The organism is uncultured Roseicyclus sp., from assembly GCF_937892565.1.
In the GTDB taxonomy this organism is placed as follows: Bacteria; Pseudomonadota; Alphaproteobacteria; order Rhodobacterales; family Rhodobacteraceae; genus Roseicyclus.
In genome coordinates this window covers 106,812-127,084 of the sequence record NZ_CALAHQ010000023.1, presented here as the reverse complement: position 1 = coordinate 127,084, position 20,273 = coordinate 106,812, and the positions used below count along the sequence as shown (strand labels likewise).

19 protein-coding genes are annotated in these 20,273 nt (G+C 64.4%); 12 read left to right on the top strand and 7 right to left on the bottom strand.

What is annotated here, in order from left to right; all coding sequences use genetic code 11:
• Positions 1–3 precede the first annotated feature (3 nt).
• Positions 4–330 (bottom strand): Hpt domain-containing protein, encoded by a 327-nt coding sequence (locus Q0094_RS03510; protein WP_297615280.1) that lies wholly within the window; start codon positions 328–330, stop codon positions 4–6.
• A gap of 156 nt (positions 331–486) precedes the next feature.
• On the opposite strand from Q0094_RS03510, the gene Q0094_RS03505 reads away from it, so the two are divergent.
• Positions 487–1,761 carry a PP2C family protein-serine/threonine phosphatase gene (locus tag Q0094_RS03505; protein ID WP_297615278.1) on the top strand — a complete coding sequence of 425 codons (1,275 nt, stop codon included), beginning with the start codon at positions 487–489 and terminating at the stop codon, positions 1,759–1,761.
• Here Q0094_RS03505 and Q0094_RS03500 read toward each other — a convergent pair.
• Positions 1,758–2,207, bottom strand: coding sequence for an NUDIX hydrolase (locus Q0094_RS03500; RefSeq protein WP_297615276.1), 450 nt, complete (start codon positions 2,205–2,207; stop codon positions 1,758–1,760). The two genes, Q0094_RS03505 and Q0094_RS03500, sit on opposite strands and share 4 nt — an antisense overlap.
• 97 nt (positions 2,208–2,304) lie before the next feature.
• Between Q0094_RS03500 and Q0094_RS03495 the strand changes: the two genes are divergently transcribed.
• Entirely contained in the window at positions 2,305–3,270 is a 966-nt protein-coding gene (locus Q0094_RS03495; RefSeq protein WP_297615272.1) for a KpsF/GutQ family sugar-phosphate isomerase, read from the top strand.
• A gap of 9 nt (positions 3,271–3,279) precedes the next feature.
• Here the strand turns inward: Q0094_RS03495 and Q0094_RS03490 are convergent, their stop codons facing one another.
• Positions 3,280–4,296 (bottom strand): NAD-dependent epimerase/dehydratase family protein, encoded by a 1,017-nt coding sequence (locus Q0094_RS03490; protein WP_297615270.1) that lies wholly within the window; start codon positions 4,294–4,296, stop codon positions 3,280–3,282.
• Positions 4,293–5,306, bottom strand: a complete 1,014-nt coding sequence (gene galE / locus Q0094_RS03485; protein ID WP_297615268.1) for a UDP-glucose 4-epimerase GalE — start codon at positions 5,304–5,306, stop codon at positions 4,293–4,295. Before galE ends, Q0094_RS03490 begins: the two co-directional genes overlap by 4 nt.
• A 214-nt stretch (positions 5,307–5,520) precedes the next feature.
• Between galE and Q0094_RS03480 the strand changes: the two genes are divergently transcribed.
• Positions 5,521–6,645 (top strand): polysaccharide biosynthesis/export family protein, encoded by a 1,125-nt coding sequence (locus Q0094_RS03480; RefSeq protein WP_297615266.1) that lies wholly within the window; start codon positions 5,521–5,523, stop codon positions 6,643–6,645.
• A 6-nt stretch (positions 6,646–6,651) separates the two neighbouring features.
• On the opposite strand, the gene Q0094_RS03475 is transcribed toward Q0094_RS03480, so the two are convergent.
• Entirely contained in the window at positions 6,652–7,902 is a 1,251-nt protein-coding gene (locus Q0094_RS03475) for a glycosyltransferase (protein WP_297615264.1), read from the bottom strand.
• 144 nt (positions 7,903–8,046) lie between these two features.
• Here Q0094_RS03475 and Q0094_RS03470 point away from each other — a divergent pair, with 144 nt between their 5' ends.
• The 9 genes from Q0094_RS03470 to Q0094_RS03430 all read left to right on the top strand — a co-directional run bounded on the left by Q0094_RS03470 (position 8,047) and on the right by Q0094_RS03430 (position 17,762).
• On the top strand, positions 8,047–9,057 hold the full coding sequence (locus Q0094_RS03470) for an Hsp33 family molecular chaperone HslO (RefSeq protein WP_297615262.1): 1,011 nt from the start codon (positions 8,047–8,049) through the stop codon (positions 9,055–9,057).
• Positions 9,041–9,634: a CoA pyrophosphatase gene (locus tag Q0094_RS03465; RefSeq protein WP_297615260.1), complete on the top strand. Its 594-nt coding sequence runs from the start codon at positions 9,041–9,043 to the stop codon at positions 9,632–9,634. Before Q0094_RS03470 ends, Q0094_RS03465 begins: the two co-directional genes overlap by 17 nt.
• Positions 9,631–10,782 (top strand): CCA tRNA nucleotidyltransferase, encoded by a 1,152-nt coding sequence (locus Q0094_RS03460; RefSeq protein WP_297615258.1) that lies wholly within the window; start codon positions 9,631–9,633, stop codon positions 10,780–10,782. Before Q0094_RS03465 ends, Q0094_RS03460 begins: the two co-directional genes overlap by 4 nt.
• 127 nt (positions 10,783–10,909) lie before the next feature.
• Entirely contained in the window at positions 10,910–11,488 is a 579-nt protein-coding gene (locus tag Q0094_RS03455) for a LysE family transporter (protein WP_297615256.1), read from the top strand.
• 42 nt (positions 11,489–11,530) lie between these two features.
• Complete coding sequence (locus tag Q0094_RS03450; protein ID WP_297615319.1) at positions 11,531–13,390, top strand: ABC transporter ATP-binding protein; 1,860 nt, start codon at positions 11,531–11,533, stop codon at positions 13,388–13,390.
• Positions 13,387–15,246, top strand: a complete 1,860-nt coding sequence (locus Q0094_RS03445; RefSeq protein ID WP_297615255.1) for an ABC transporter ATP-binding protein — start codon at positions 13,387–13,389, stop codon at positions 15,244–15,246. The genes Q0094_RS03450 and Q0094_RS03445 overlap by 4 nt, the downstream gene beginning before the upstream one ends.
• Before the next feature lie 56 nt (positions 15,247–15,302).
• Positions 15,303–15,725 carry a glyoxalase gene (locus Q0094_RS03440; RefSeq protein ID WP_297615254.1) on the top strand — a complete coding sequence of 141 codons (423 nt, stop codon included), beginning with the start codon at positions 15,303–15,305 and terminating at the stop codon, positions 15,723–15,725.
• The gene (locus Q0094_RS03435; RefSeq protein ID WP_297615253.1) at positions 15,722–16,954 is read left to right on the top strand and encodes a class I SAM-dependent RNA methyltransferase; all 1,233 of its coding nucleotides are present in this window, start codon (positions 15,722–15,724) and stop codon (positions 16,952–16,954) included. Before Q0094_RS03440 ends, Q0094_RS03435 begins: the two co-directional genes overlap by 4 nt.
• A gap of 10 nt (positions 16,955–16,964) precedes the next feature.
• The gene (locus tag Q0094_RS03430; protein WP_297615252.1) at positions 16,965–17,762 is read left to right on the top strand and encodes an ion transporter; all 798 of its coding nucleotides are present in this window, start codon (positions 16,965–16,967) and stop codon (positions 17,760–17,762) included.
• A 58-nt stretch (positions 17,763–17,820) separates the two neighbouring features.
• Here Q0094_RS03430 and Q0094_RS03425 read toward each other — a convergent pair whose 3' ends face one another.
• Both Q0094_RS03425 and dxs read right to left on the bottom strand, forming a co-directional pair.
• Positions 17,821–18,186: a potassium channel family protein gene (locus Q0094_RS03425; RefSeq protein WP_297615317.1), complete on the bottom strand. Its 366-nt coding sequence runs from the start codon at positions 18,184–18,186 to the stop codon at positions 17,821–17,823.
• A 158-nt stretch (positions 18,187–18,344) separates the two neighbouring features.
• Positions 18,345–20,264, bottom strand: coding sequence for a 1-deoxy-D-xylulose-5-phosphate synthase (gene dxs / locus Q0094_RS03420; protein WP_297615315.1), 1,920 nt, complete (start codon positions 20,262–20,264; stop codon positions 18,345–18,347).
• Between the last annotated feature and the right edge of the window lie 9 nt (positions 20,265–20,273).

Below are 20,273 nucleotides of genomic sequence, written 5' to 3'. Positions count from 1 at the left end.
CGATCAGGCAGCGCTGGGCAGGCCGGGAATCGCCATCGCCAGGGCGGCCATTGCGGCGTCATAGGCATCCGCCACGGCCCCGATATCGGGTGCCGCGCCCGCGCGACAGGCGGCTTCGGCGGCTTGGCACGACAAGACCATCGTTGCCAATCCAAGATTGGCCGCGCTGCCGCGCAGGAAATGAAAATCCTCGGCCGTGGCGGTGGCGGGATTTGCGCCCAAAAGGGCCAGCCGCTCGCCCATTTCGGTCACGAAAAGGGCGGTGACGCTGTGAAAATCCGCCTCGCCGATGTCGGTTCTCAAGGCGTTCAATCTGGACCAGTCGATCATCGTGGCGCCTTTCTTGCCGCTTGGCTCCGACGCTAGAGCCACTTGATTAACGAGGTGTTGCGCGCGTGCCATGCGATGCGTTGCATTGTCGGCTTCACACGGCGTTAACCCGCAGGGGTGCAATTGGGGGGGAACCGCCCCTGATCTTGTGCCCAGATGCTGCATGCCACCGACCAGCTTACATGGTCCCTCACCGATACGGCCGCCGATCCCCAACGGGTGGTGGTGCTGGATGACAGCCGTGCGCAGCGGATGCTGTTGAGCACGCTGTTGCGCCGCTGGGGCCATGATGTGGTGGAATGCGCCACGCCGGACGCGGCCTTGGCGGCGGCGATGGACCCGACCATCGGCGTGGTGATCAGCGATTGGGTGATGCCGGGGCTGACCGGGCCGGAATTTTGCCGTCGGCTGCGCGCGCTGCGCCGTGAAGGCTATGTCTATGTCATCTTGCTGACCTCGCGCAGCGAAGACAGCGCCCTGACCGAAGGGTTGGAGGCGGGGGCGGATGATTTCCTGACCAAGCCGCTGTGCCCGCCGGAATTGCGTGCGCGCCTGACCGCCGGGGGGCGGATCGTGGCGATGCAGCGCGATCTGGTCCACAAGAACCGGCTTTTGACAGGCGCCTTGGGCAAGATCCGCACGCTTTACAACGCGCTTGATCAAGATCTCGATGAGGCGCGGCGCCTGCAAAGCGCACAGATGCAGGATCGTTTCCGCCGGTTCGGGGCAACCGATGTCTCGCTTTGGCTCAAGGCATCGGGGCATATTGGCGGCGATATGGTGGGGTTTTTCCCGGTTGATGCGCGCACCGTTGGCGTGTTCGCGCTGGATGTGTCGGGGCATGGGGTGGCCGCCGCGATGATCGCCGCGCGGGTTGCGGGCATCTTGAGTGCCGCGACCCCCGATCAGAACATCGCGCTGACCCGTCGCCGTGATGGCACGCTGTGCGCGCTGGCACCCCATCTGGCCGCCGCACGTCTGAATGCGCTGATCCTGAGCGAAATTCAGGCCGAGCGCTATTTCACGCTCGTGCTGGGCTTTCTCGATCTGGTCAGCGGTCGGATGTGGCTTGTGCAGGCGGGCCATCCGCACCCGATCATCTTGCGCGCCGATGGGCGGGTGGATGTCGTGGGTGCCGGTGGCTTGCCGATCGGCCTGATCGAGGGGGCCAAGTATGAAAGCGTCAAGCTGGGCCTGCATCCCGGTGACCGGATGCTGATGTGTTCGGATGGGTTGCTTGAATGCCCCGACCCCCAAGGGCGCGCGCTGGAGGCGGAGGGGCTTTGCCGACTGGTCGCTCAGGCCGCCCATCTGAGCGGCCCGCGCTTCATGGCGGCCCTTGAGGCAGGATTGGCCGCTCATGCCGGGTCGGACAGTTTTCCCGATGATGCCTCGGCTGTGTTGATCGAGTTTCACGGGGCGGGCGGCTAGCGCCCGCGCGTGGCCCAAACCTGTCGCAGGAAATGCCGATCGCCCGATACCGCCAGCCGTTCGGCGGCCACCGCCCATGGCAAGAACACTGCGCTGTGGCCGGGTTCGGTGGGATCACCCCGGCGCGGACCCAGCTTCGCCAGATAGATATGGCATTGTTTTTGGGCGTAAAGATCGTATTCCGGCATGTAGGTATAGCGGTGAAACATCCCCAGCCGCCGGGCGGAATGGATGATGTAGCCGGTTTCTTCCATCACCTCGCGGTAAAGCGCCCGCAGGGGCGGCTCACCGCGGTCGATGCCGCCGCCGGGCAGTTGCAGCTCGGGGCGGGGTTCATCTTGAAAGGTGGCAAGAATGGCGTCGCCCGCATCGATCACCGCATAAACGCCGGGGCGCGGCATGTAGGGGCGGCCGGGTTCGGGCCAGTTGCCGAAACGTCTGTTCATCGGGGCCTCCGGTTGGCTCAGGCACTTGTGCCAGAAGCGGCGCGGGCGGGAAATCCCCCCTCTCGCCAAAAGCGGGCGCCTGGGCTATGGGTTGGTCATGACCGAAGATCAAAAAGCCGCCATTCGCGCAACCGCAAGCCGCGTTCTGCAGATCGAAGGGGCGGCCGTTACCGCCATGGCCGATGCCTTGCCCGCCGATTTTGCGTCTGCGGTGGACGCGATCCTTGCCACAAAGGGGCGCGTGATCTTGTCGGGGATCGGCAAATCGGGCCATATCGCGCGCAAGATCAGCTCGACCTTTGCCTCCACCGGGACGCCGTCGGCTTTCGTGCATCCGGCCGAGGCAAGCCATGGCGATCTTGGCATGGTCACACCGGGCGATCTGACCATCCTGATTTCGAATTCCGGCGAAACCGCCGAATTGCGCGACATGGTCGCCCATGTGGCGCGATTTTCCATTCCGATGATCGGCATCTCGGGCCATCCCGACAGCACGCTGATGCGGGCCGCCGATTTCCGGCTGACCCTGCCGCTCGCGCCCGAAGCTTGCGTGATCGGCATGGCGCCCACCACATCGACCACGCTGACGCTGGCCTTGGGGGATGCGCTGGCGGTGGCGGTGATGGAACAGCGGGGGTTTCTGCGCGAACAGTTCCGCACTTTTCATCCCGGTGGCAAACTGGGCGCGCAACTGTCCAAGGTGGCGCAACTGATGCATTCGGGCGCGGCCCTGCCCTTGGTGTCGGCGGATCAGCCGATGACCGAAACCCTGATCGTGATGAGCGAGAAAAGCTTTGGCATCGCTGGGGTCGTAGCCGGCGGGCGCCTGATTGGTGTCATCTCGGATGGTGACCTGAGGCGCAACATCGATCATCTGATGGACCGCAACGCCGGTCAGGTGGCCACCCGCAGCCCCCGCGTCATCGGGGCCGATGATCTGGCCGCCGAGGCGATGGCGGTGATGTCGCAAAACCGCATCACAGCGCTGTTTGTCGTGGATGACGCGGGCGCCCCGGTGGGCCTGTTGCATCTGCATGATTGCTTGCGCGCAGGGCTGGCCTGATCCGGTCGGTCAGACCCCGTAATAGGCGCGATACCATTCGACAAAACGGGCAACGCCGATGGAGATCGGGGTGTGGGGTCTGTAGCAGGTCAGGCGCTGCAACAGCGTTGCATCGGCCCAAGTGGCGGGCACATCGCCCGGCTGCATCGGCATCAGGTTGCGGATCGCGGTCTTGCCTGTCGCGGCCTCGATTGCGGCGATGAATTCGGTCAGCGCCACGCTGTCGGACCGGCCGATATTGACCACGCGATAGGGCGCGACCGGGCTGAGGCTGTCGCCCGGCGGCACGCCATCAAGGCTGGCGGGGCGCTGCGGGGCCACGTCGATCAGGCGGATGATCCCCTCAACCAGATCGTCGACATAGGTGAAATCGCGCCGCATGTCGCCATGGTTGTAAAGATCGATGGGTCGCCCTTCGAGGATCGCCTTGGTGAATTTGAACAGCGCCATGTCAGGCCGCCCCCAGGGCCCATAGACCGTGAAAAAGCGGAACATCGTGATCGGCAGATCGTAAAGATGGGCGTAGCTATGGGCCATCGCCTCATTGGCTTTCTTGGTGGCGGCATAAAACGACATCGGCGTATCGGCCTTGGCCGTTTCGGCATAGGGCATGTCGGTGTTGGCGCCATAGACCGACGAGGTCGAGGCCAGCAGGCTATGGGCAGGCCGCACCGCGCGGATCGCTTCAAGCAGGCGAAAGGTGCCGATCAGATTGGATTCGACATAGCTTTCAGGCGCCTCGATCGAATGGCGCACACCGGCTTGCGCGGCCAGATGGATCACCGCATCGGGTTGCAACGCTGCCATCAGATCATGCAAGACGCCGGGCGCTTCGATCCGGTCGTTGACCGCGCGAAAGCCCGGGTTCTGCATCAGCATTGCCTGCCGCCGCTCCTTGAGCGTGACATCGTAATAATCGGTCAGCGCGTCGATGCCCACAACCTGCCAGCCCGCATCGAGCAGCCGCTTGCACAGATGGTAGCCGATGAACCCCGCCGACCCGGTCACACATGCCTTGCGCGTCATGTCAGACCCTCGGCCGTCGACACCCACTGCCATGAGCTTGCGCACATCTCATCAAGCGTCTTTTCGGTGCGAAACCCCAGAACCTCGGCCGCCTTGTCGGCGCGCGCCACATAGATCGGCACATCGCCCGCGCGCCGGTCGATGATGACATGGGGCAGGTGGCGGTTGCAGGCGCGCTGATAGGCGGCGATCACCTCCAGCACCGAATGACCGCGCCCGGTGCCCAGATTGACGACATGGCCCATGCCGCTGCCCACAAGCCGCGCCAGCGACAAGACATGCCCGCGCGCAAGATCCTCGACATGGATGTAATCGCGCACCCCGGTGCCGTCGGGGGTGTCGTAATCGTCGCCAAAAACCGCGATGCGGTCCAATGCGCCCAGCGCGACCCTGGCGACATAGGGCATCAGATTGTTGGGAATATCACGCGGATCTTCGCCAATCAGCGCGGAAGCATGCGCGCCGGCTGGGTTGAAATAGCGCAAGATGCCCACCGCCCAGCGCGGGTCGGCCTGTTGCAGCCAGCCCAGCATCTGCTCGCCGATGATCTTTGTCTGCCCATAGGGGTTCATCGCGCGCAATTCGGCGATCTCGGGTGTGGGGGTTTCATCAGGCACGCCGTAGACAGTTGCCGAAGATGAAAACACCAGCCGCCGACACCCGGCGCGCTCCATCGCTTGCAACACTGTGGTCAGACCGCCCACATTCACATCGAAATAATCGAGCGGTCTGGTCATGCTTTCGCCCACGGCCTTGAGCGCCGCGAAATGCACCACCGCATCAAAGCCGTGCCGCGCAAAGGCGGCATCAAGCATCGCACCATCGCGCACATCGCCCGTGATCACGCGGACAGGGCGGCCAGTGATCTGTTCCAGCCTTTCGGGCACCGACCGCCGCGCATTGGCGAAATTGTCAAGGATGACAACCTCATGCCCGGCCGCGCAAAGCGCGACATAGGTGTGCGACCCGATATAGCCCGCCCCACCGGTCAAGAGAATGCGAGATGTCATGTTGCCGGATCTGATTGCCTTTTGGGGACGCAATCACGCTTTGCCCCATCGGTTCAAGGCAAAGATGCCGCGCGATGCGTGAAAAAACTGTATCGGCCAGGTTGTTTTGCCTGTTGCCTTTGGTTCTTTTGGTAATCTTTGGATGTCAAAAAACCAAAGTTGACCTTGTGATCGGGCCGGGTAAACAGGTTGCGACCGTGTCGATAGGGTGCAGATGCCACAGAATCGTATCCGCCGCCTGATGGGCGGGCTCATCGCAGCCCTTGTTCTGGCGGGCTGTGCGGGCCTGCCGCGCGGCGCCGCGGTCGAGCGCGAGATCTTGTCGGTCGCACAAGGCGAGACAGCCGATTTTGCGGTGCATCCCGTGACCCGGACCTTTCTGGCAGAGTTGGCCAATTGGCCGCGGGTGGGCGAACAACATCTTGGCTGGATCCCCGCCAGCCGTGGGGCCCGCGCGCATGTGATCGCCGCCGGCGATACGCTGGAAATCACGATCTGGGACAGCAACGAAAGCTCGCTTTTGTCCCCTGCCGGTCAGCGCGTGGTTCAGATCAGCGCATTGGACGTGGCCCCCGATGGCACGGTATTCTTGCCATATGTCGGAAATGTTGTGCTTGCGGGCATGACGGTGCAAGCGGCGCGCGAGGTCTTGCAACAAGATATCGACCGCGTGATCCCCGCCTCTCAGGTGCAGCTTGCGATGGTCGAAGGGCCGACGAATTCCGTCGATCTGGTCGGGGGCGTTGGTGCGCCCGGCGCCTATGCGATGCCGGATGCCGATTTTTCGGTGCTGAACCTGATTGCAGCGGGCGGCGGGGTGCGCGCCGGGCTTGTCAATCCGCAGGTCCGGTTGATCCGGGGCGGTGATATCTTTGGCACCTCGGTTGCCCGGCTTTATGCCGACCCCGCGCTCGACACCCGGCTTGTCGGCGGCGATCAGGTGCTGATCGACGAGGATCGGCGCTATTTCCTGTCGCTCGGCGCGGCCGGTCGGCAAAGCCAGCATCCCTTTACGCAAGACAACCCCAGCGCGCTGGATGCCATCGCGATCATCGGGGGTGTGGAAAGCCGGCGGGGCAATCCGGGCGGCATTCTGATCTTGCGGGAATACCCCCAAGGCGCGCTGCGCCCCGACGGGTCCGGGCCGGGGCAGGCGCGGGTGGTGTTCACCCTTGATCTGACCTCGGCCGACGGGCTGTTCAGCGCACGCAATTTCCACATCGCGCATGGCGATCTGGTGCTGGTCACGGAAAGCCCGATCACCTCGGCCCAGACGATCTTTGGTCTGGTGGGTGCGGTGTTCGGTTTGGCCAACCAGTCCGCGAACCTTGCGAATTGACCCGCGTCAACGTGGCAGGGCGATGGCCTTGGCGCGCGGCAGCACGCTGTTGATGCGCGCGATATGCTCGGGCAGGCAGCACCGCTCGAAATCATAGGCATCGATCATGTGCTGGCGCGCGGCCACGCCCAGATGGGCGAAATCCCCGGGCCGTTCCAGCACCTCGATCACCTGTCGGGCCAGTGCGGCGTGATCGTGGAAATCCACCAGCATCGCGGTCTGACCATGGCGCATCACCTCGCGCACCGGGGCCGTATCCGAGGCCACGATGGTTGCCCCCATCGACATCGCCTCCATGCTGGACCACGACAGCACGAAAGGCACGGTCAGATAAATGTGGCATCGGCTGACCTGAATGATCTGCTGATAGGCGCCATAGGGCACCTTGCCCAGAAAATGCACGCGGGTCCAATCGACCTGATCGTGGATTTCGCGTTCCAGTTCCGCACGGTATCCCCCCGCCGCATCGCTTGGCTTGCCATAGGATACTTCGTTGCCCCCGATGATCAGCACGCGCGCCTTGGGGCGTTCGGCCAGAATCCGGGGCAAGGCACGCATGAATTTGTGAAAGCCGCGCACGGGTTCCATGTTGCGCGCCATGTAGGTGAAGATCTCATCCTCGCGCGTGACGGCGCGGCCCAGCCGGTTGAGCGGCACCCGGGCTTGCGGGTTCGGCCGCAGCTGGTCGGTGCGGATGCCGTCATGGCATACATAGATCTTGTCGTGGAAGCTGACCGGATAGGTGTCGCGCTGGAAACAGGTGGGCGACTGTCCCAGATCGACCGTCTGGATGTTGGCAAAGTTTACCGCATTGCGCGCATGTATCAAAAACGGCGCATGCTCGGATGCGGGAAATTCCGGATCGAAACCGACCGACCCGCCATGCGCCAGAAAGAAATACTCGAAAAACCCGATGATCGGGGTGTTCGGCCAGACCTGCTTGAGAAAGGTCAGTTCGCCCCAGCCCACATGGCCAAGGATCACATCGGGCACGAACCCGTCGGCGTGCAGCCTTTGCGCCGCGAAACTGGCGCCCAGCCCGTTGCCGACGCATTCCTCCCAGTATTTCGTGGGCGCATAGGCGCTTTCGTCGGGTGTGTGATGCGGGGCATAGTCCACGATCTGCGCGCCCTTGACCGGGGGCACGCCCTTGCGCTGCGTCAAAAAGACGATCTGGTGCCCGCCTTGCGCCAGCAAATACTGCAACAACTCGCGGTATTGGCCCGGAAAATTCTGATGCACGAACAAGATACGCATGACCAAAGATACCATGTTTAGACTTTCGATAAATCCTTTCTGATGCTGACCCCAAGGCAAGGCAATGCAGTTTTCAGGCCGATTTGGGATTGCGGCCCGCGCGCCTATATGGAACCCAGCGCCCGCACAACAGGACAGCCCGCCATGACCTTGACGACCAGATTAGCTTGGGACGACACCGTGTTGCCATTCCAGCTTGACCGCTCCGACATCCGTGGCCGGGTGGCCCGGCTGGATCAGACACTCAACCGCGTTCTGGCTCAGCACAGCTACCCCCCCGAGGTCGAGGCGATGGTGGTCGAGGCGGTGCTTTTGACGGCGATGATCGGCCAGACCATCAAGCTGCGCTGGAAGCTGTCGCTTCAGGTGCGCGGCGATGGTCCGCTGCGTCTGATCGCCACCGATTTCTATGCCCCCGCCGATGACGGCACGCCGGGCCGCATCCGCGCCTATGCCAGCTATGACAAGGATCGCCTTGTGCCGGGTGCCGATCCCTTTGGCCAGATCGGGAATGGCTATTTCGCCGTCTTGCTCGATCAAGGGCAGGGCACGGCCCCCTATCAGGGGTTCACACCTTTGGCCGGTGGGTCGCTCTCGGCCTGTGCCGAGGCCTATTTTGCCCAGTCCGAACAACTGCCCACGCGCTTCAAGCTCAGCTTTGGGGAAAGCCGCGCGCCCGGCACAGCCCCGGTCTGGCGCGGCGGTGGCGTGATGTTGCAACACATGCCCAAAGCCTCGCCGCTGATGGCCGAAGGCGCCACGGGCGAGGGCGGTTTGCTGGCCGCCGCCGATCTTCTGGACGAAGATGAGGGGGAAAACTGGACCCGCGCCAATATCTTGCTCGACACCGCCGAAGCGCTGGAACTGGTCGGCCCCCATGTCGCGCCCACCGACCTGTTGCTGCGGCTTTTTCACGAGGAGGGTCCGCGCGTGTTCGACGCGCTGCCGGTGCAATTCGGCTGCACCTGCTCTGCCGACCGGGTGCGCACCTCGCTGTCGATCTATTCGGCCCGCGACATCCGCCACATGACCACCCCCGAGGGTCGGGTGACGGCCGATTGCCAGTTTTGCGGCGCGCATTACGATTTCGATCCGCGCACCTTGGGGTTCGAGGCGGTCAGTGACCCGGATGAGGGTGATGGCGCGCCCGCTTGATCTTGACCGGCTGATCGATGCGCTTGCTGCGGTCCCGCCGCGGCCCTCGTCGGATTACGATCTCAACCCTGAAATCACGCTGCCGCCAGGGCGCGTGCTCAAGCCCGCGGCGGTCTTGATCGGTGTGCTGGCCGACCACGTCATCTTGACCAAGCGCGCCTCGCATCTGCAACATCATCCCGGCCAGATCGCCCTGCCAGGCGGCAAGATCGACAAGGGCGATGCAAGCCCCGCCGCCGCCGCCCTGCGCGAGGCACGCGAAGAGGTCGGGCTTGACCCCGACAGCGTCCGGGTGTTGGGCGATCTGCCCATTCACGAGACTGTAACTGGTTATTCCATTATTCCAGTTATTGCTCGCATCGAACGTGATTTCATCCCCCAACCCGAGGCGGGCGAGGTGGCGGAAGTGTTTCGTGTGCCGCTCAGCCATCTCATGGACCCGGCCCGTTACCGGATCGAAGGGCGCCGTTGGCGTGGCATCCGGCGGCGCTATTTCGTGGTGCCCTTTGGCCCCTATTACATCTGGGGCGCCACGGCGCGCATTCTCAAATCCATGGCTGATCGGGTGGTCCCATGATGCTGGCCGCCGATTGGCTGGCCGCCCCGGGCAGCCGCAGCGTGATGGCCCTGTTGCGGGCGGGCGGGCACGGCGCGTGGTTTGTCGGCGGCTGTGTGCGCAACGGGCTGATCGGTGCCCCGGTCGAGGATATCGACATCACCACCGATGCTCACCCCGACCGTGTGATGGCCCTGGCCAAGGCCGCCGGGATCAAGGCGGTGCCGACCGGGATCGCACATGGCACCGTGACGCTGATCGCGGATCATCGCCCCTATGAGATCACGACGCTGCGGCGCGATATTGCCACCGATGGCCGGCGCGCCACCGTCGCCTTTACCGACCGATTGGATCAGGACGCCGCGCGCCGCGATTTCACGATGAACGCGCTATACGCCACCGCCGATGGCGCGGTGATTGACCCCACGGGGCAAGGTCTGGCCGATCTTGCGGCGCGGCGGCTTCGCTTCATCGGCGCGCCCGCCGACCGCATCACCGAGGATTACCTGCGCATCTTGCGATTCTTCCGCTTTCACGCCTGGTATGCCGATCCGGCGGGCGGGATCGATCCCGATGGTCTGGCCGCCTGTGCGGCGCTCGCCGAAGGCATCGCCGGCCTGTCGCGCGAACGGATCGGCGCCGAGATGACAAAGCTGCTGGCCGCACCCGATCCGGCACCCGCGATTGCCGCCATGGCGCAATCGGGCGTTCTGGCGCATGCCTTGCCCGGCGCCGATGCGCGGCTGTTGCCGCTGCTCATCGCGCTCGAGGATGCGCCGCCCGACCCGATCCGCCGTCTGGCGGCTTTGGGCGGGGCGCATGTGGCCGACCAGCTGCGCCTGTCAAATGCCCAGCGTCAGCGCTTGGCGATCTTGAATGCCGGCATGGCCAGCGCCACCCCGCCCGATGCATTGGCCTATGCCCATGGGGCTGACATGGCGTGGGACATCATGGCGTTGCGGGCCGCCCTGTTCGAAACCCCGCCCGCGCCTGGCACCCGGGCCGCCATCGCGCGCGGGGCGGCGGCCGTCTTTCCGATCAAGCCCGCTGATCTGATGCCAAAGCTTCAGGGTGCAGCACTGGGTCAGGCGCTGACATCACTCGAGACCGACTGGATCGCTTCGGGCTTTGCGCTGGACCGCGACGCGCTTTTGCGCCGTCTCGACTAGGCGCTTGTGCGCATCCTTGCTTCTGAAATACTCCCGCCGGAGGCATGCGTCATCGCCACCGGGCGTAGGCGCTTGACATTCCCGGGGCCTGTCCTTCCCTTCCCGCCATTCCTTGCCGGAGCATCGGATGGACCCGCTTTACGCTTTCGTCTTTCTTGGCCTGTTCAGCCCCGGCCCGAATGTCATCTTGCTGACCGCATCGGGCGCGCGCTTTGGCTTTCGCGCGACCCTGCCGCATGTGGCGGGTGTGGTGTTGGGTGTGGGTGTCGTCGCCGGTCTGACCGGGCTGGGCATCGGCGCCTTGGTGGCGGCGGCCCCCGCGGTGCAACTGGGGTTGAAACTGGCCGCGGCACTCTGGATCGGCTGGATGGCGATATCGCTGTGGCGATCTTCGGCCAAGGGGATGGCTGATGCGGATGCGCGGCCCTTCAGCGTGACCCAAGGCGCGCTGTTTCAGGCGGTCAATGCCAAGCTTTGGGCGGTGGCCTTGGCGGCGGCCTCTGGCTATGGGGCGGGGCTTGCGCCATCGGCCGAAGGCGTGCGGCTGGCCATGGCGTTTTCGGGCCTCAATCTCTTTGTCTGCCTGTTCTGGAGCCTGGCGGGTTCGCTTCTGGCACTGTTGCTGACCACGCCCAATGCATGGCGCCTGTTTGCACGGATCATGGCCGCGGGGCTGGGGGCTTCGGGGGCGATGGTCTTTTTGTAAGGCGCGGCCTATATGACAGGTCAGCGAACCCGAGATATCCGCATGTTCCGCTTTTTCGAAACCTTGGTCGATCCCTACACGGCCTATGCCGACACCGACGCGCCACCGCGGCGGCTTTGGGCGTTTCTGGCTTCATATTCCCGGCCGTTCCGCGGTTTGTTTGCCATAACCGCTATATCGTCGATACTGGTTGCGGCCATCGAGGTGGGCCTGATCTGGTACATGGGTCGGGTGATCGATCTGTTGTCGAACGGCCCACCGCCTGAGGTTCTGGCCCGCCATGGTGTCGAACTGATCTTGGCTGCGGTCTTCATGCTGACGCTGCGCCCGCTGCTGCAAGGGCTGAATGTGGCGCTGTTGAACAACGCCATCTTGCCGCAATTTGGCGCGCTGATCCGCTGGCGGGCGCATCGGCAGGTGCTCCGCCAATCGGTCGGTTGGTTCGAAAACGATTTTGCGGGGCGCATCGCCAACCGGATCATGCAAACCCCCACCAGCGCGGGCGATGCCATCTTTCAGGTGTTCGATGCCGTGACCTTTGCCTTGGCCTATCTGGTTGGCGCGGCGATCTTGCTGGCCGAGGCAGATCCACGGCTGGCCATCCCGCTGCTGATCTGGTTTGCGTTCTACGGGCTGTTGATGCGCTGGACGATCACCCGCGTCGGTCCCGCCTCCAAGGCCAGCGCGGATGCGCGCTCCATGACCACGGGGCGGGTGGTGGACAGCTACACCAACATTCATTCGGTCAAGCTCTTTGCCCATCACGACCGCGAACTGGCCTATGCAAAAGAGGCGATCGAGGAAACCCGCGAAACCTTTGCCCGCGAGATGCGGCTGTATTCGATCATGGATGTGGTGCTGACCACGCTGAACGGGTTTCTGGTCGTGGCTGTGGTGGGCTGGTCCATCTGGCTTTGGGCGCAAGGCGCGGCCTCGGTGGGCGCGGTGGCTGCGGCCTCGGCGCTGACGCTCAGGTTGAACGGCATGACCGCATGGATCATGTGGGCGGTGTCGAACCTGTTCCGGTCGCTTGGTGTGGTCGCCGAAGGGATGGAGACCATCACCGAACCCATCGCCCTGACCGACGCGCCCGATGCCAAGCCCCTGGTCATGGCGGCGGGCGAGGTCCGCTTTGATGCGGTCAGCCATCATTATGGGCGCGGGGCGGGCGGGTTGGACAGGCTCGATCTTGCGATCAGGCCGGGTGAAAAGCTGGGCCTGATCGGACGCTCGGGGGCGGGGAAATCGACGCTGGTGAAGCTGTTGTTGCGTTTCTACGATCTGGAAACCGGTCGTATCCTGATCGACGGGCAAGATATCCGCACCATCACCCAAGACAGTCTGCGCCTCGAAATCGGGATGGTGCAGCAGGATTCAAGCCTGTTGCATCGCTCGGTGCGCGACAACATCCTGTATGGCCGCCCCGATGCCACCGAGGACCAGATGATCGCCGCCGCCCAACGGGCAGAGGCGCATGATTTCATCGTGGGTCTCCAAGACCCGCAGGGCCGGCGGGGCTATGATGCACATGTGGGCGAACGCGGCGTCAAGCTGTCGGGCGGGCAACGCCAGCGCGTGACGCTTGCGCGCGTGATCCTCAAGGATGCGCCCATCCTTGTGCTGGACGAAGCGACAGCCGCGCTGGACAGCGAGGTCGAGGCCGCCATTCAGGATACGCTCTACCGCGTGATGGAGGGCAAGACTGTCATCGCCATCGCGCACCGACTGTCCACCATCGCCCAGATGGACCGTATCGTGGTGCTTGATGACGGGCGCATCGCCGAAGCGGGCAGCCACGCCGAGCTTTTGGCCAAGGCCGGGCTTTATGCCGGTTTCTGGGCACGGCAATCGGGCGGGTTTCTGGGCACCGACACCGACACCGACACGCAGGCGGCAGAATGACGGCGGCCTTGCGCCCTGTGCTGGTTTGGCTGGCCGGTCTGATCGACGGCTTTGCCCCGGCCGATGGTCCGCCACCCCGCGACATGTCACCGTTCCTGCGCTGGTGCCTGTCGGGTGCATGGCCGGTGATCTGGGTCGCCACCGTCTTTTCGGCCTTTGCAGGCGCGACCGAGGTCATTTCGGCCTGGCTTTTGGGTCTGGTGATCGACAGCGCGCTGGCGCATGGACCGGCGGGATATTTCGCTGACAACGCGCTGCTCATCGCGGTCTATGTCGGTTTCTACCTTTTGGTGCGGCCGTTCTTCTTTGGTGCCTCGGCCGCGTTCAACGGCATCGTTTTGCCGCCCAATCTTGCGCCCCTGATCCAAAGCCGCTTGCACCGCTGGTCGCTGGGCCATGCGGTCAGCTTTTTCGACAATGATTTTGCAGGCCGCATCGCGCAAAAACAGATGCAGACCGCCGCCGCATTGGTCAATGTCGTCACCGAGGTGATCAATGCCGGCGCTTTTGCGGTGGCCACCTTGATTGCTGCGGTGGTGATGCTGGCCGCAATCGATTGGCGGATCGGGCTGATCTTGCTGATCTGGACCATCGGATATGCCTACATGATCCGCTGGTATTTGCCGCGCATCCGGGCCTTGTCGAAATCGCGGGCGGCGGCGCGCGCCAATGTGACGGGCCAGATCGTCGACACCATCACCAACATCAAGACCGTCAAGCTGTTTGGCCATGTCGCCCATGAAGATCAGACCGCGATCGAGGCGATGCGCGGCTATCGCACCGCGTCACTGGATTTCGGCATCATGTCGACGGGTTTTCGCTTTGCGCTGATGGCTGCGGCGGGGGTCTTGCCGGTGGCTCTGGTGCTGGTGGCCATCATGTTGTGGCAAGGTGGCCGGGTCAGCGCCGGTGAGATCGCAGCCATCGGCGCCGTGTCGATGCGCATCGCGCAGATGACCGGTTGGGTCAGTTTCACGCTGATGACGATCTACGCCAATCTGGGCGAGGTCGAGGATGGCATGCGCACGCTGACACCGCCCCATGAGCTGACCGATGCGCCGGGCGCGGTCGATCTGACCATCGCCACCGGGCGCATCGCGTTTGAAGGGGTCGGTTTCGCGTATGGCCGCCGGACCGGCGGGGTCGATGGTATCGATCTGGTGGTCGAACCGGGCCAGAAACTGGGCATTGTCGGCGCCTCGGGGGCGGGGAAATCAACGCTCGTGGCGCTGTTGTTGCGGCTGCACGACACCGAAGCAGGGCGCGTGACGCTCGATGGCATCGATGTGCGCGCGATCCAGCAAGACAGCCTGCGCCGCCAGATCGGGATGGTCACGCAAGATACGGCGATGTTCAACCGTTCCGCGCTGGACAATATCCGCTATGGCCGCCCCGACGCCACCACGGCCGATGTGCAGCAAGCCGCCGTTCGGGCCGAGGCGCATGATTTCATCACCGGTCTGATCGATCACAGGGGGCGTCGCGGCTATGACGCGCATCTGGGTGAGCGGGGCGTCAAGCTGTCGGGCGGGCAACGCCAACGCATCGCGCTGGCGCGCGCCTTTCTGAAGGATGCCCCGGTTCTGGTGCTTGACGAGGCGACCAGCGCGCTCGACAGTGAGGTTGAGGCCGCCATCCAGAACACGCTGATCGAGGTGATGGCGGGCAAGACCGTGATCGCCATCGCGCACCGGCTGTCCACGCTGTCGGCGATGGACCGGATCATCGTTCTCGATCAGGGCCGCATCATCGAGGATGGCACCCATGACAGCCTGTTGGCCAGGGGCGGTCTGTACGCGCGCTACTGGAACCGCCAATCGGGCGGTTTTCTGGGTCTGGCGGAGGCCGCCGAATGAGGCTGGTTAAGCTGACCCGGATAGGGCAGCATTCCTGACATAAAAGGGGCGCCGCCATGGACCTTGAAACCGTTTCCGCCGACACGCTGGGCCGCAGCCTGACGGGTATCGGCATCAACCTGCTGACGCGCGATGTGCGGGGGCTTGCAGGGTTTCTGGCAGAGGTGTTCGGCCTGTCGGTTCATCGCCTGTCGGATGATTTTGCCATCATGCGCCATGGGGGGATGTTGTTGCAGCTTCATTCGGATGGGGCCTTTGCCCGCCATCCGCTGCCCGCGCTGATCCCGGAAAATCCGCCGCGCGGGGGCGGGGTGCAGATGTATCTCTTCGGCATCGATCCCGACACGGCCATTGCGCGGGCCCAAGCGGCGGGGCATGTGGTGCGCGAACCCGCCACCGACAAGCCGCATGGCCTGCGCGAGGGCACGATCCTGTCTCCCGAAGGCTATGCCTTTTCGCCCGCAATCCCGATCCCATGACCGCCACGCACCTGACCATCCACCGGCTTGGCCATCAGGGCGACGGGATTGCACCCGGCCCGGTCTTTGTGCCGCTCACCCTGCCAGGTGAGGTGGTCGAAGGCGTGGTCGAGGGCGACCGGATGGAGACGCCCCGCATCCTCACGCCATCGGTCGACCGGGTGCGCGCGCCCTGTGCCCATTACCGCAGTTGCGGGGGCTGTTCGCTGATGCATGCCACGGATCGGTTTGTCGCCGAATGGAAGGCGGGGGTGATCGCCGCCGCGCTGGCCGCCCATGGCATCGCGGCGCTGATCCGGCCCACGCTCACCTCACCCGCCCGCACACGACGCCGCGCCACACTGGCGGGCCGGCGCATGAAAAAGGGCGCGCTGGTGGGGTTTCATGCGCGGCGGTCCGATGTGATCGTGCCGATTGCCGATTGCCATGTGCTGGCCCCACCCCTGGTGGCGCTGATCCCCTTTCTGGAAGAGATGACGCAGCTGGGCGGATCGCGTTCGGGCACGCTGGCCTTTGCGCTGACGCTGACCGAGACGGGCATCGATTGCGCCGTGACGGGGGGCAAGGCGCTTGATGCCGGGTTGCGCGCGGCCCTTCCCCGGTTTCGGGACCGCATCGCCCGACTGACCTGGGGCGATGAGCCGGTCTATGCAGACGCCGCCCCTGTGCTGCGATTTGGGCCGGCGCGTGTCGCCCCGCCGCCCGGTGCCTTTCTGCAGGCCACCCCCGAGGGGGAGGCGGCCCTGGTCGCCGCCGTGACCGAGGCGCTGGAGGGCGCGACCCGCATCGCCGATCTGTTCGCGGGCGCTGGCACCTTTGCCCTGCCGCTTGCGCGCCGCGCTGCGGTTCATGCCGTCGAGGGGGAGGCCGCGCTTCTGGCGGCTCTCGATCACGCCGCCCGCCACGCCGAGGGATTGCGCCCGGTCACGACCGAATGCCGCGATCTGTTCCGCAACCCGATCCTGCCCGAGGATTTGCGCCGCCTTGATGGGGTGGCCATCGACCCGCCGCGTGCCGGCGCCGAGGCGCAGACCCGTGCCTTGGCCGCCGCACAACTGCCGCGCATTGCCATGGTGTCGTGCAACCCCGTGACCTTTGCCCGCGATGCTGCCTTGCTCATCCAGGGGGGTTATCGCCTGAATTGGGTGCAACCCGTCGATCAATTTCGCTGGACCCCGCATATCGAGCTTGCCGCCAGCCTGTCGCTGCCCCATCTGAGCGGCGACTGAGGGAGCCATCATGAGTGACATCATTTCCACCGACCCGGGGTTTCGCCCCCGCCTGGCCCTGTGGCTGGAACGCCCCGCCATTCGCAACACGATCATCGGCGTGATCTTGTTCAACGCCGTGATCCTGGGGCTAGAGACATCGCCGGCCATCATGGCATCAGCAGGCCCCTTGATCTTGGCGCTGGACCGCGCCTGTTTGATCATCTTTGTGATCGAGATCGTGTTGAAACTGGTGGCGCTGGGCCCGCGGTTTTTCCGCTCGGGGTGGAATATCTTTGATTTCGGGATCGTGGGTATCGCGCTGGTGCCGGGTGCACAGGGGCTGTCGGTGCTGCGCGCGCTGCGCATCTTGCGGGTGCTGCGGATCGTGTCCGCCGTGCCGTCGCTGCGGCGCGTGGTCGAGGGTTTGTTGACCGCCCTGCCGGGGATGGGGTCGGTGTTTCTCTTGATGTCGATCATCTTTTACATCGGGGCCGTGATGGCGACCAAGCTTTTCGCCGCCAGTTTCCCGGAATGGTTCGGTTCCATCGGCGCGTCGCTTTACACGCTGTTCCAGATCATGACGCTGGAAAGCTGGTCGATGGGGATCGTGCGGCCGGTGCTGGAGATCTATCCCTATGCCTGGGCGTTTTTCGTGCCCTTCATCATGGTCACGACCTTCGCGGTGGTGAACCTGATCGTGGGTCTGGTGGTCAATTCCATGCAAGACGCCCATGCCGTGGAAAGCAACGCCGCCACCGACGCCTACCGCGACGAGGTGCTGGATCGGCTCAGGAAGATCGAGGAGCGGCTGGAAAACGCGCGCTGATGCGAAAGGCGTGGCAGCCACCCGGCTGTTACGCCCCGCGTGGAAGGGCCCACCGTACTCACGGGTCGTCTGTCGGCCGTTCCGGCGATCTGTCGGTTTCGGCCGGGTCCATGCCCGTTTGTGACGCGGGAGTGGTGGTCAGTGCGCGGGCGATTTGCGTCACCAACGCCACGAACAGGCCAATGCCCACCAGCATGAAAAAGACGGTGAAGATCTTGCCAAGATCAGTCGTCGGGGCCAGATCGCCGTACCCTACCGTCGCGATGGTTGCCACGCTGAAATAGACCGCATCGATCCATCCCCAACCTTCGATCGAGCGGTAGAACAGTGTGCCCGACAGAACCGTCAGGCAGACCAGAAACAGGGTCGTTCGAAAGACCAGATCGCGCCAACACAGGCGAACACCCTTGGCAAGGCGCAACACGATCAACCAAAAGGACAGCACAGGCCACACTCCGACAGGCAAAGCGGTACAGGTTACGCGCGACATCGCCGATCATGCTCTGGGGACAGCGGGCATTCGACGGTGCCCCCAAGCCGCCGGTCAGTCCCGTCCAACCCTCGGGGGTTTGCGCCGAGGGGTCAAGCCCGCTTTTCCAACCGCGCCACGCCCAGCACATCCAGCACCTTGGCCTCGATATCGGCGGCGTTCATTCTCGCCACGGCATACATATCCTCGGGGCTGGCCTGATCGATGAAGATGTCGGGCAAGACCATCGAGCGGAACTTGAGGCCGGTGTCAAAGACGCCCGCCTCGGCCAAAAGCTGAGCAACATGGGAACAAAAACCGCCCACGGCGCCTTCCTCGATGGTGATCAGTGCCTCGTGGTGGCGGGCAAGCTGCAAGATCAGATCGCGGTCGAGCGGCTTGGCGAAACGGGCATCCGCGATGGTTGGGCGGATGCCCTTTTGCGCCAGCGCCTCGGCGGCTTCGCGCACCTCTTTCAGGCGGGTGCCGAAATTCAGGATGGCCACCCGGTTGCCCTCGGCGATCAGGCGGCCGCGCCCGATGTCCAGCACATGGCCCCGCTCGGGCAGATCGACGCCCACACCTTCGCCGCGCGGAAAGCGAAAGGCCGATGGCCCGTCGTCGTAGGCCAGCGCCGTGCGCAGCATATGCATCAGTTCCGCCTCATCGGCGGCGGCCATCACCACAAAGCCCGGCAGATTGGCCAAAAAGGCGATGTCGAAACTGCCCGCATGGGTCGCGCCATCGGCCCCCACCAGCCCCGCCCGGTCGATGGCAAAGCGCACGGGCAGGCGCTGGATCGCCACGTCATGCACGATCTGGTCATAGCCGCGCTGCAGGAATGTGGAATAGATCGCACAGACGGGTTTCAGCCCCCCCGCCGCCATGCCCGCGCAAAAGGTGACGGCATGCTGTTCGGCAATGCCCACATCAAAGCAACGGCTGGGAAAGCGTTCGGCGAACAGGTCCAGACCCGTGCCATCGGGCATCGCGGCGGTCACGGCCACGATCTGCGGATCCTGTTGCGCCTCGCGGATCAGCGATTGGGCGAAAACCTTGGTGTAGCTGGGCGCATTTGACGGGGCCTTTTTCTGTTCGCCCGTCTGGATGTCGAATTTTGCGGTCGCATGGCCCCGGTCGGGTCGGTGTTCGGCGTAGCCCTTGCCCTTTTTGGTGATCGCATGAATCAGCATCGGCCCATCGGCGCGCGCCTTGACCGTGCGCAGGATGGCCAGAAGCTGGTCCATGTCATGCCCGTCGATCGGGCCGACATAGGAAAAGCCCAGCTCCTCAAAGAGCGTGCCACCGACGGTGGCGGCCTTGATCAATTCCTTGGCGCGCCGCGCCCCTTCCTGAAAGGGTTCGGGCAAGAGCGACACCGCGCCCTTGGCTGCGGCTTTCAGCTCCTGAAAGGGCGCGCCGGCGTAAAGCCGTGACAGATAGGACGACATCGCCCCCGTGGGCGGCGCGATCGACATCTCGTTGTCGTTGAGAATGACGATCAGCCGCTTGCCCAGATGGCCCGCATTGTTCATCGCCTCATAGGCCATGCCGCCCGACAGCGCACCGTCGCCGATGACGGCAATCGCATCGCCATGGCCGGTGTCACAATCGCCCCCCAGATCGCGCGCCACGGCAAAGCCCAGTGCCGCCGAAATGCTCGTCGAGGAATGCGCCGCGCCAAAGGGATCATAGGGCGATTCCGATCGCCTGGTGAAACCCGACAGCCCATCCTTTTGCCGGATCGTGCCCATTTGTGCGCGCCGCCCCGTCAGGATCTTGTGGGGATAGCTCTGGTGGCTGACATCCCAGATCAGCTTGTCGCGCGGCGTGTCGAAAACGGCATGGATCGCCACGGTCAGTTCCACCACGCCCAGACCCGCCCCGAAATGCCCACCCGTCTGGCTGACCGACCAGATGGTTTCGGCGCGCAGCTCATCGGCCAGACGGCGCAAGTCGCCGTCGCTCATCCGCTTGAGATCGGCGGGCGCGCTCACGCGGTCAAGCAAAGGGGTTGTCGGGCGGGCGGTCAGGGTCACGGG